Source organism: Thermanaerovibrio velox DSM 12556 (assembly GCF_000237825.1).
In the GTDB taxonomy this organism is placed as follows: Bacteria; Synergistota; Synergistia; order Synergistales; family Synergistaceae; genus Thermanaerovibrio; species Thermanaerovibrio velox.
This window is the reverse complement of the sequence record NZ_CM001377.1, coordinates 1,631,105-1,642,731: the sequence shown is the minus strand read 5'-3', so window position 1 is coordinate 1,642,731 and position 11,627 is coordinate 1,631,105. Positions and strand designations below refer to the sequence as shown.

Annotated in this window: 9 protein-coding genes; 6 read left to right on the top strand and 3 right to left on the bottom strand. The window is 62.6% G+C overall.

All coding sequences use genetic code 11. The features are described 5' to 3' along the window. Positions 1-101: 101 nt before the first annotated feature. The 3 genes from THEVEDRAFT_RS07895 to THEVEDRAFT_RS07885 all read right to left on the bottom strand — a co-directional run bounded on the left by THEVEDRAFT_RS07895 (position 102) and on the right by THEVEDRAFT_RS07885 (position 2,440). On the bottom strand, positions 102-656 hold the full coding sequence (locus THEVEDRAFT_RS07895) for a nitroreductase family protein (protein ID WP_006584199.1): 555 nt from the start codon (positions 654-656) through the stop codon (positions 102-104). Positions 657-692: 36 nt separating this feature from the next. After that, positions 693-1,127 carry an FKBP-type peptidyl-prolyl cis-trans isomerase gene (locus tag THEVEDRAFT_RS07890; protein ID WP_006584198.1) on the bottom strand — a complete coding sequence of 145 codons (435 nt, stop codon included), beginning with the start codon at positions 1,125-1,127 and terminating at the stop codon, positions 693-695. Between the two features lie 131 nt (positions 1,128-1,258). Next, positions 1,259-2,440: a GGDEF domain-containing protein gene (locus THEVEDRAFT_RS07885; protein ID WP_245522647.1), complete on the bottom strand. Its 1,182-nt coding sequence runs from the start codon at positions 2,438-2,440 to the stop codon at positions 1,259-1,261. Between the two features lie 142 nt (positions 2,441-2,582). Here THEVEDRAFT_RS07885 and THEVEDRAFT_RS07880 point away from each other — a divergent pair, with 142 nt between their 5' ends. The 6 genes from THEVEDRAFT_RS07880 (at position 2,583) to THEVEDRAFT_RS07855 (ending at position 11,574) form a co-directional block, all read left to right on the top strand. Then, complete coding sequence (locus THEVEDRAFT_RS07880) at positions 2,583-3,767, top strand: NAD(P)-dependent malic enzyme (protein WP_006584196.1); 1,185 nt, start codon at positions 2,583-2,585, stop codon at positions 3,765-3,767. Next, positions 3,757-4,353, top strand: a complete 597-nt coding sequence (locus THEVEDRAFT_RS07875) for a DNA-3-methyladenine glycosylase I (protein WP_006584195.1) — start codon at positions 3,757-3,759, stop codon at positions 4,351-4,353. The genes THEVEDRAFT_RS07880 and THEVEDRAFT_RS07875 overlap by 11 nt, the downstream gene beginning before the upstream one ends. Beyond that, complete coding sequence (locus THEVEDRAFT_RS07870; protein ID WP_006584194.1) at positions 4,343-6,190, top strand: aldehyde ferredoxin oxidoreductase family protein; 1,848 nt, start codon at positions 4,343-4,345, stop codon at positions 6,188-6,190. The genes THEVEDRAFT_RS07875 and THEVEDRAFT_RS07870 overlap by 11 nt, the downstream gene beginning before the upstream one ends. A gap of 71 nt (positions 6,191-6,261) precedes the next feature. Then, on the top strand, positions 6,262-7,527 hold the full coding sequence (locus THEVEDRAFT_RS07865) for a class II fructose-bisphosphate aldolase (RefSeq protein WP_006584193.1): 1,266 nt from the start codon (positions 6,262-6,264) through the stop codon (positions 7,525-7,527). Between the two features lie 163 nt (positions 7,528-7,690). Beyond that, positions 7,691-9,769 carry a methyl-accepting chemotaxis protein gene (locus tag THEVEDRAFT_RS07860; RefSeq protein ID WP_006584192.1) on the top strand — a complete coding sequence of 693 codons (2,079 nt, stop codon included), beginning with the start codon at positions 7,691-7,693 and terminating at the stop codon, positions 9,767-9,769. Positions 9,770-10,065: 296 nt separating this feature from the next. Next, positions 10,066-11,574 (top strand): flagellar assembly protein A, encoded by a 1,509-nt coding sequence (locus THEVEDRAFT_RS07855; protein ID WP_006584191.1) that lies wholly within the window; start codon positions 10,066-10,068, stop codon positions 11,572-11,574. The last annotated feature ends 53 nt before the right edge of the window (positions 11,575-11,627 follow it).

Here is an 11,627-nt window from a genome sequence, read left to right as displayed (position 1 = left end):
GTTCCCGGGGCGGGGGTTCGTTGCCCCGCCCACGGAACCTAAATGGGGGATCGTCCATTGCCCCTGCATCCTTGTGTCCCTGTTGCCCGTGCTGGTTCTCTTCAGAGCAGCTTGGCCAGGTCTTCCAGGGGTTTGCGGGACCGCTTGGGGGGTGTGAGCCCCTCCGGGGGGTACCCGAGGGCCAGAATGAAGAGGGGGCGAAGTCCCCTATCGAGGTTTAGGAACCTTGCCACCCCATTGAAGTTGAAGAAGCCTATCCAGCAGCTTCCCAACCCCTCGCTCTGGGCCTGGAGGACGAAGTGCTCCGTCGCCACCGCGGCGTCGCAGGGGGCGAAGGGCACGCCACCTATGAACTGCCCTATGCGGGCGGTCCAGGGCAGGGGAGAGGATGCCACGACCACAAGCGCTGGGGCCTTTTGGGCGAAGGAGTTCATGCCGTAGGTTCCGCCGAAGGCCACGTCCCCAAGTGGTTCCGTGACCTCCTTGCGGTTGGCCATGAACATCCGCCAGGGCTGCCCGTTGCAGGCGGAGGGGGCGAGGCGCGCCGCCTCCGCACACCGCAGCAGCACCGGGTCCTCCACTGGACGATCCGAGAACCTCCTAAGGCTGAACCGCTCCTTAGCCAGGTCGAGGAAGCTGTTGTAAGGTCCGCCCATGACCCACCTTACCCCCCTAGGTCCTCAAGCTCCGGCCTACTGGCGGTCGATTCCCACCAGGGTTATGCGGAAGTTGAGATCCTTGCCGGCCAGCGGGTGATTTGCGTCCAGAGTGACCGTCTGATCGTCCGCTTCGCAAACCGTGGCGGCCATGTCCTCCCCGGAGGGAAGGCTGAGACGAACCACCATGCCCTCCTCGGGCTCGAAGGGGAACGCATCCCGCGGGACGTTGAACACCAGCTCCTCGCTCCAGGGGCCGTAAGCCTCGCCGCAGGGGATGCTTACCTCCTTGCTCTCCCCCTCCGCCATGCCCATGACCGCGGAGTCGAAACCCCCTATGACCGCGCCGGAACCCACCACGAACTCCAGGGGTTCCCTCCCCTCGGAGGAGTCGAATACGGTGCCGTCGTTCAGGGTGCCCTCGTAGTGAACCCTTACCCGGTCGTTCTTTTCCACCTTAAGCCCCATCATATCACGTCCTTCCTTTGGGCCTTCGGGCCTTGGGCAATGGTAGCAGTAAAATTGTTTTTTAGCCACTGGATGGGGTATGACAGGGGCCCTACGGGGTTACCCCTTGCGGTGTCCCGGGCTTGGGCTCTTTGTCATCCCAGGGCCTCCTCCATCTCCCTCTCCTTGCGGTCCCCCATGGGATCCTCATCGGCCGAGGGCTCTCCCGGCCGGTACACCTCGATCCGGTTTCGTCCTAGGCGTTTGGCCATGTACATGGCGGCGTCCGCGTCGTTGATGAGGCCCAGCAAGTTCTTGTGCCCCCTCATCCCCGCGATGCCGATGCTGACCGTGTATGATATGCCCATCACGGAGCTCCGCCGGACCTCCGCCATCAGGGCCTCCGCAAGGGCCCGGGCCTTAGAGGCATCTGGATCCAGCACCAGGGCGGCGAACTCCTCTCCCCCGTAGCGGCATGTGACGTGGCACGCCAGCACCTTGTTCATCACGAATGCCAGGTCCGATATGATCTCGTCCCCAGTGCTGTGGCCGTAGGTGTCGTTTATCTCCTTGAAGTGGTCTATGTCTATCATCATGGCCCAGAGGGGTGTCCCTTGGGAACGGGCCCGCTGGAACATCTCGGTCCCCAGCCTCATGAAGGCCCGGCGGTTGTAAAGATGGGTCAGCCCGTCCTGATCCGCCAGCACCCGCATCTGCCGTATGGCCCATTCCTTCTTGAGCAGCCCGTAGGATATGGCGCTCACCGTCGATATGCCGAAGGCGGCCAGTATGGAGGCCACCTGGGGTAGGGATGGGTCCGTGAGTCGGTAATAACCTATCCCCGTGAGCCACCATCCCCTCCAGAAGAGTATCGCAGCGGCGATCCCGTAGGATGCGGATAGGACCATGCGGAGGGGAGAGACCTTGGGGGCGGTGAAGAACATGTAGGAGCTCAACCCCATGAGGCCCCCGTGGATTAACGTGCAAATAAACATCACCCGCTCCCGTTGGAGCACCCCCGGGAGCTCCAACAGCACCGTCCCTACGAAGGCGGCCAAAGCGGCCGCCACAGCCCGGCGGTACCAGCGGGGGGGTGTCCGGGACAGCTTTACCAGCGTGGCGGCGTCCAGACATATGCCGGCGAACATGAGGGAGTTGCCCAAGATGACGGATATCCCATCCGGGAGCACGTCCCGGTAGAATATCATGGACCACCCGAAGATCTGCAGAACCCGGCCCAATAGGAATCCCAGGTCCCTGATGTCCCGGTCCCTTTGAAGGTCCGCCAATAGTGCCCCTAATGCGGCCAGCTGGATCATCAGGAACGCAAGTATCAAGCTGTAGGGGTCCGCTGCGCGCAATGAACTATCCTCCCCGCCCGTGGTTAACCTTAAGTATAAACCCTGCGGTGTGGTTGATAAACATTTGATTTTTCAGGTTCCTTGGCGTAGTTTTAGGTTGGAAGGAGTGATGTTTCCCATGAGCGACGTCTATCAGAGGTCGGTGGAGCTGCACCGGGCCCACCGGGGCAAGGTATCCGTGGAGAGCCGGGTCCCCCTTGAGACCCGGGAGGACCTGTCGTTGGCCTACACCCCCGGGGTGGCGGAGCCCTGCAGGCTCATAGAGAAGGACCCCGACGAGGCCTACCAGATGACCTCCAAGGGCAGCACCGTTGCGGTGGTGACCGACGGCAGCGCCGTGCTGGGCCTAGGTGACATAGGCCCCCTGGCGGCCCTGCCGGTGATGGAGGGCAAGTGCTGCCTGTTCAAGCGGTTCGCCGGTTTGGATGCCTTCCCCCTTTGCGTTGACGAGCGGGACCCCGATGCCTTTGTGGACGCGGTGGCCAAGGTGTCGGTCTCATTTGGGGGTATAAACCTGGAGGACATATCTGCCCCTCGGTGCTTTGAGATAGAGGAGAAGCTGCAGGATAGGCTGGACATCCCGGTGTTTCACGATGACCAGCACGGCACCGCGGTGGTGGTGGCCGCGGGGCTTCTCAACGCTCTCAAGCTCCGGGGGACCCCCATTCAGGGCTGCCGGATCGTGATGAACGGCATAGGCGCCGCCGGGTCCGCCATAGCGGAGATGCTGATGCACCTTGGTGCCCGGGACCTGGTGCTCTGTGACCGGTACGGTGTCATGGACCCCTCGGACGAAAGGCTGTCGCACCGCCAGCGGGAGCTTGCGGCCAGGACCAATCCCGCCGGCGTGAAGGGGGATTTATCGGAGGCCCTTAAGGGGGCGGAGGTCTTCATAGGGGTCTCAAAGGGGGGGCTGCTGGATCAGGCTTCGATCCGTTCCATGGGGGACCGACCGGTGGTCTTCGCCATGGCGAACCCAACGCCGGAGATATTTCCCCAGGAGGCCAAGGCTGCGGGAGCCTTCGTGGTGGCCACGGGCAGGAGCGACTTCCCTAACCAGGTGAACAACTGCCTTGGGTTCCCCGGGATATTCAAGGGTGCCCTGGCGGTGAGGGCAAGGCGGATAAACCTGGAGATGAAGCTTGCCGCCGCCATGGCCATCGCGGCGGTGGTGCAGGACTCCCTTGAGGTGGACCGGATAATACCGGATCCGCTGGACCCCCGGGTGGTGCCCGCGGTGGCGGGGGCGGTGGCGGATGCGGCGGTTAAGACCCGGGTGGCCCGGGTTAGCCATGGGGGATGATAAGGTAAGGTGTCCCTGGGCGCTCCAGGACCCCCTGTACATCCAGTACCACGACCAAGAGTGGGGGACCCCTGAGAGGGATGAGCTCAAGGTATTTCAGCACCTTTGCCTTGAGGTTTTCCAGTTCGGGCTCTCATGGCTTCTAATCCTCAAAAGGAGGCCTTTTCTCATGAGGGCCCTCCTGGACTTCGAGCCCATGAGGTTGGCGGAGATGGATGAAGAGGGGGTGATGGCGGCGCTTCAGATGCCCATGATGATAAGGAGCCCTGCGAAGGTATTGGGTGTGGTGAACAACGCCAGGGCGCTGCTTCGAATGTGGGACCGGGGGCTCAGCCTATCCGACCAGGTATGGTCGGCGGTGGGAGGGGTTCCCATAGTTAGCCGCCGGTCCATTCGTGAGCCCCTTCCGCCCAGCACCGAGGAGTCAAGGGCCCTTTCGCGGCGTCTTAAGTCCCTTGGTTTTGTCTTCACTGGTCCGGTGGTTTGTTACTCCCTCATGCAGGCGGTAGGGGCGGTGGACGATCACGGGGTGGAGTGTTTCAGGCACTCCTTTAACCGGAACGGAGGTGTGGGGCATGGAGCTTAACAGGTATTGGGTGGACCTGTCGTCCCGCAGGACCAGCCGGGAGCTGGTGGACGAGACCGAGAGCCGCCGGTGGGGTGGCGCCAAGGGATTGGCCCTGCCGGTGTTGATGGAAAGGCTTTCCCCGTGCGTGGACCCCTTGGGGCCGGACAACGTGTTCATACTTGCGGCGGGGCTGCTCACGGGCATGCCCTTCCACGGCATGTGCCGTTACGGGGCCTATGCCAGAAGCCCCCTGTCGTTCGGATACGGGGAGAGCGAGGCGGGGGGGTTCTTCGGCCCCGCCATGAGGTCCCAGGGGATCGACGCCATCGTCATGACCGGCCGGCACGGGAGGATGTGCTACCTATGGGTTGAGGGCGGGGAGGTCTCGGTGCTGGACGGGGAGTTCTTAAGGGGGCTTGAGACCGGGGAGGTCATGGACGCCCTTTACGAACGGCACGGCAAGTGCACCGCCGTGGTGGCGGGCCCCGCGGCGGAGAGGGGGGTTAGGTTCTCCTGCCTTGTGAACGACCTTCATCACGTGAATGGCCGGGCGGGCATGGGGGCCGTCATGGCCTCCAAGAACGTTAAGGCGGTGGCCTGTCCTCCCCCTAAGGCCCTGGAGCCCAAGGACCGGGGTCTGGTGGCGGAGCTTCAGCGGCTTTTCTCCGGTTGGAGGGATCATCCAGGGGCCATGGGGCTTCATCGGTACGGTACCTCCGCCACCCTGATGGGCCTTAACTCCATGGGCATGCTCCCCACCCGCAACTTCCGGGAGGGCATCTTTGAGGGGGCCGGTGAGATAGGTCACGAGGCCCTGACGGACCGGTACCTTTTGGACCGGGGAGGGTGTTTCGCCTGCGCGGTGAGGTGCAAGCGGGTCGCCGGGGGAGGAAGGTTCAACGCGGACCCCCGGTACGGGGGGCCCGAGTACGAGACCCTGGCCTCCTTCGGGTGCCTTTGCGGCGTGGACGATCTGGAGGCCATACTGAAGGCCCATGAGCTCTGCAACCGGTTCGGTATGGACACCATATCCTGCGGGATGACGATAGCGTGGCTCATGGAGTGTGTGGAGGAGGGGGTTTTGACCCCCGGGGAGGCGAACCTGAGGGGCTTTGGGGATGCGGAGGGCATGCTCCGGATGGTGGAGCTCATAGCCACCAGGACCGGCATCGGCGACGTGCTGGCGGAGGGTACCTACAGGGCGGCCCGCCGCATCGGCGGGGGAAGCGATAAGCTGTGCCTCACCATAAAGGGACAGGAGATGGCCATGCACGACCCCCGGGGCAAGGTGGGGGTTGCCCTGGGTTACGGCGTTGCCGCCGCCGGGGCGGACCATCTGCAGGTGCCTTACGATACCCTCTTCACCAACCCCGAGTCCTTCGGATGTGAGGCGGTGAAGCCCTTGGGGATACTGGACAGCATGGACCTGACCGGTTTCGCCCCCTCCAAGGTGGCCGCCATGGCGGAGCTTTGGAAGATATGGGGGGCCATAAACCACTTGGGGGGATGTTACTTCGTCTTCGCCCCCAGGAGCTACTTCCCCCTGGAGCGGATACCGGACCTGGTGGAGTCCATGACCGGTTGGAGGACGTCCCTTCTCGAGATATCCAAGATGGGTCATCGGGGGCACTGCGCCGCCAGGATAATAAACCGGCGGCTTGGGCTTTCAATGGAGGACGACATGCTCCCCCCCAGGCTTCATCAGCCCCTGCCCCACGGTCCCTTTGAGGGCAAGCCCATAGACCCGGAGGAGTACCGAAAGGCCCTCATCATGTTCTACAACCTGATGGGCTGGGATGACCAGGGGAACCCCACGGAGAGCGTGAGGCTGGCGCTTGGGTTGCCTTTGGATTAAAATAACGGGGCAAAAGGCCGGATATCTCGGGCCCTTGGGGTCCGTTGAGACAGGAAGGAGAGTGTGTCCCCATGGTGGATGTTAACAAGGTTTCTTACAGGGAGCTGTTGAAGCGTCGTCCGTTGAACGTTCAGGCCCGTTTTGGCGGGGAGGACGTGGCTTTGGTGAGCGGCCGGGACGTGGCGGAGGCCATGAAGGAGGCGGGGGCCATAGCCCTTGCGGCCAACGCCAGGAACGCCCTGGTCATCAAGGGGGTTCTCAAGGGGGCCAAGAGGTGTGATGCGGCGGTGTACCTTGAGCTCGCCAAGTCTGAATCCACCTATTGTGGGGCCAACTACGAGAACATCCCCGAGTATGCCCTGGAGTTCTCTAGGGAGCTTGGTCACGGGGTGGTCTTTGCCCTCCACGTGGACCACTACGGCATCAAGGGGGAGGAGGACGTGCTCAAGGGGGTGTTCCACCTGCAGCACATAATATCCCGGGGTTTCACCTCCGTGGCGTTGGACGCGTCTCACCTTCCGGACTACGATAACCTCACGGCCACTCGGGACCTGGCGGACTGGATCCCCTCCGGGCTGGGCCTTGAGGTGGAGGTGGGGGAGATAAAGGGGGCCGGGGAGCTCTCCACCGTGGAGGAGGCCCTGTACTTCGTGGGGGGCCTCAACGCCTGGGGGGTGTTCCCCGATTACCTCGCCATATCCAACGGGAGCCTTCACGGCACCTACGACGCCTCCGCAGGGGTGGTGGAGGGCATAGACCTCAACAGGACCAAGGAGATAGCGGACGCCATAGCCCCCTATGGGGTGGCCATAGCCCAGCACGGCATATCCGGCACTCCCCTGGAGAAGGTCAAGGCCTTCAGGCAGTATGGCATAAGAAAGGGCAACGTGGCCACCCTGTTCCAGAACGTGGTCTTCGGCCTTGAGATGGACCAGGACACGGGCAACGCGGTGATAAAGGACGGCTCCTACGTGAAGGACCCCTCCAGGGGGGTTAGCGCGGAGCTGTGGAACCGCATGGTGGATTGGTGCGACTCCAAGGGCATGAGCCGCAAGAGCGGGGACTACAAGAAGCTCAACCTGCCCTTCCACGACGCCATAATGAACGAGCCGGACCACATCAAGGATCGCATAGTGGACGAGATAGCCTGGTGGGCGGAGCGTTTCATAAAGGCCTTCGGAGCCGAGGGCACCGCCGAGAAGGTGCTAGAGGTGGCCCTGCGCCGCAGGGACCACAACGCCTCCCCGGAACGCAAGATATTGGGAGTTAGGGCCGACTTCGGCCCCGAGAAGGCCCCCAACTCCTCCTCCAAGGGCGGCGGGGACTACAGCGACTAGACGGGATCCCGCCGGGGAGGTCCTTCCTCCCCGGCGGGCCTAACCCAGGGGATTTGTCCTTTTAGTAATAAGTGTTATTAAATATGTTCCCCCTACCAACATAACCGCCAAGGATGTACTCTTAACCTTGGGCTTTGTAGATAATCGTCAGGGGGTGTACGGGATGCGAAACCTGTCAATAGCCAAGAAGCTCCTGGTTTTGGGGGTTGGGGTAACAGTCCTGTTGGGCGCCATGGTCCTGTTGGTGGCCTATCAGAGCAGCTCAATACTCAACAACCAGGTGAACACCCTGGGGCTTGAGATGATAGGCAACAGCGCCAACCAGGTGGATCAGTACTTCAGCGAGCTTAAGACCCTGACGCTTGGGATAGCGAGCGGCACCGCGGAGCTTTTGGAGACCGGCAAGGCGGTGACCGACGACGACCTGGAGTCGGTGATGTCCCGCTACTTCAAGGCTTCCGCGAAGGAGCTCAACGTGCTTGAGATGTACGTGGGGCTCGAGTCCTCCGGTAAGGTTGGCACCGGGGGCGACTGGGTTGAGAAGCCCGACTACGACGCCCGCAAGCGACCCTGGTACATCCAGGCGGTTCAGGAGGACAAGGTGGTGCTCACCGCCCCTTACGTGGACGCCAACACCGGTGGGCTTGTGATAACCGTAGCCGTACCGGTCAAGGCCTCATCGGGGAAGCTCCTCGGTGTGGCGGGCATAGACGTGGACCTGGGGGTTCTCTCCAACATGATCACCTCGTACAGGGTTTTCGGCAAGGGCTATGGGTTCCTCCTCGACAGGGAGGGAAACATCGTGTGCCACCCGAAGCCGGAGATGATCATGAAGGAGAACATAACAAAGGCCAGCTCCATGATAACCCCGGAGCTTGCGGAGGCGGGTCGGAAGATGATCTCCGGTGGCCTGGGCTTCGTGGACTACAAGTTCCAGGGGGAGGGCCGCAGGACCTTCTACGCCCCCACCAAGTCCGGTTTCATCCTGGGGGTGGTCTTCCCATCCTCGGAGCTCAACGCCATGGTCAGGAGCCTTGCTATGCGGCAGCTGGTGATGGGGATCTTCACGCTGGTCCTGGTGGCGGGGATGCTTTGGGGGCTTTCCAAGAGCATCGTGGAGCCCGTGCGCCGGATAACCCGGGCGCTTGCCAAGCTTGGGTCCTTGGACCTCACCAGGGATCCGGAGGAGGATTGGCTCAAGGAGGCAGGCAGGTCCAACACCGAGGTGGGACAGATGGCGTTGAGCGCCGTAACGCTTCAGGAGGCCTTGAGGCACGCCATAGGGGACATAGCCCAGGAGTCGGACCGGGCGGCGTCGGCGGCGGAGAACCTGGCGGCCCTGTCGGAGGAGCAGGTGGCGTCGGTGGAGGAGATAAAGGCCTCCATAGACCAGGTGGCGTCCTTGATGGAGTCCAACTCCGCGGCGCTGCAGGAGACCAACGCGGGGATAGAGGAAGTATCGAGCGGCGCCCAGCAGGCGGCGAACTCCGCCACGGACGGAGCGGAGGCGGCGTCTAGGATGTCGGTTCTTTCGGAGCAGACGGTGCGCCAGGTGGAGGAAGTGGTGAAGGCCATAGCGGGTGTTGGGGAGGAGTCCCAGAGGACCTTCGACCGGATCCAGAAGGTGGCGGAGTCCGTGAGCTCCATATCTGGTTTTGTGAACACCATAAGGTCCATAGCGGACCAGACGAACCTTTTGGCGCTGAACGCGGCGATAGAGGCGGCTCGTGCGGGCGAGGCGGGCCGTGGTTTTGCGGTGGTGGCGGAGGAGGTTCGCAAGCTGGCGGAGGAGTCCGCCATGGCGGCGAAGGAGGTAGAGGACCTCATAGCGCCGCTGCAGGCGAACACCGAGGAGTCCCTGAGGGCCACGGAGCAGTCGAAGAGGTCCATGGAGGACACGGTGCGCCGGGCCCACGAGTCCTTGGACCGTCTGTCGGAGGTTCTAGATCAGATAAAGGTGATAAACGACGCCATGCAGAACATAGCGGCCACGTCGGAGGAGCAGGCGGCGGCGGCGCAGGAGATAGCCCAGGGTATAGACAACGCCACCCAGGGGACCATAAACGTGGTGAACACCGTGGAGGTCATCCGGCACTCCACGGAGGAGACCGCGAGGGCCAGCGAGGCGGTGGCCCAGGAGGCCCAGACCTTGAGCCACACGGCGGACAAGCTGAAGGGTTTGGTGTCCAAGTTCCGGTACGGCGAGGCGGGCTTGAGCCTAGGACCGGGCGGAAGGGTTTAAGCGGTTGGCTTAACTTAAGCGGGAGGGTATCCTCCCGCTTCTCTTTTTTCTATTTTCCCCGTGTCGTTTCCCCCGGGAGGCCATTAGCCCGTGGTGTTTCCTCCCCTTCCTCCCGCGTTGTGAACTAAGGGGTTCGAGGAAGCCCGCGCCCTCCAGACCCTTTTGACTCCCCCCCCAGACGTTGATGTGGGCAGCCCACCCGTTTTTAATGGCCCCTTGCGGTATAATCTTTGCTCAGATGAACCTGTGCTTTAATGTGTTATCCCTTATTTGGTTTCGTGCTGGGGGGATGTGATATGGCTTCTGAGGAGAGGGACCGGGGAAGGGAGGAGCTCTTGGCGGAGAACCTGGAGCGTTTCATAGCCGGCATAGAGGAGACCTTCAAGGAGCTTGGCCTTGACGCCAAGGACTCAAGGATTGACGGGTCTTACCGTCTGGAGGTCTCCGGGGACGGCATGGAGGCCCGGGTTGACCTGTTCCCCCCCCTTGGGGGCGGCAAGCCCTTGGACTGGCTCGTGGTGGTGGATGAGCTCTCCTCCCAGGGTTTGAAGGGTTTGTTGACGGAGGTAATATCCGCCGCGGTGGACCGGTGCAACGCCGGGGAGGTGGTGAAGGCTGTCCTGGTGGCCAAGGGTGTTCCTCCGCTTCCGCCGAGGGAGGGCAAGGTTGAGGTACTGTTCCCCCTGGGCATGGAGGAGATGGAGCAGGGGGATGAGAAGGTGCCCCTGCATCTAAGGAAGGTGTTGAGGGTCAAGACCGTGCGGCCAGGGGACAGGCTAGCGGTCTTTCATCCCCCGGTGCCTGGTAGGCCTGGTCAGGACGTTTGGGGCAACGTCATCGATGTGCCGGATGTCAAGGAGGTCCACTTGATGCCCGGCAAGGGTGTCGAGGTGAAGGAGGATGGGAGGACCTTTGTGGCCACCGCGGAGGGTCAGCCGGTTTTGGACGGGGTGGTCCTCCGGGTGGACCCGGTTTTTGAGGTGCGGGGGGACGTGGGGGTTGCCACGGGGAACGTCAAGTTTGACGGGAGCATCGTGGTGCGGGGCAGCGTTTCCGCCGGGTTCTCCGTGGAGGCCGGGGTTGACGCGGAGGTGTTCGGGGGGGTCTTTGACGGGACTGTCAGGTGCGGCAGGGACGGGGTGATCCACGGGGGCCTGGTGGGGATGAAGGCCCTGATTGAGGCTGGGGGCAGCGTGTTGGTTCGTTACGTGGAGCACGGGGCGGTCGTGTGTGACGGGCCGGTGACGATAGAGAAGTACTCCCTTAACGGCCGGGTGAGCTCCGGGGAGTCGGTGGTAGTAAAAGGCCGCCGGGGGGTAATAGGTGGGCATGTGCAGGCCCTCAAGCTGATCGACAGCACTGTGGCCGGTAGCGAGATGGGGACCAAGACGTCGCTCGCGGTGGGGGACAGCTTCAGGGTTAAGGAGCAGCTGGCCCGGGAGAAGAAGAACTTGGCGGAGGTGGTGGCCGCGGTGCTCCGGGCGGAGAACTTCGTGAAGGCGGTGCTGCCCAAGGTGAAGGATGCGGCCTTGCTTAGGGACGACCTAAAGGAGAAGCTCCGCAAGGCCATGACGGTTTACGATGGTCTCAAGAAGCAGGAGCAGGAGCTGAAGACCAAGATAGCCATGTTGGAGAGCCTCTTGGAGTCCTCCAGTGCCAACGGGGTGGTCCGTGTGAGGGGAGAGGTTTATCCCGGGGTCACCGTGGAGGTAAGAGGGGTGAGGAGGGAGATCCACCAGGTGATGCGTTACGCGTCCTTCTACCTTGGGGACGATGGGGAGGTAACGTTTGGGCCTTACAGCTGATGGTGAGGCATGTTGTTTCGCCGTCACGTGGGAAGTGCGTGATTTTTGGGGGG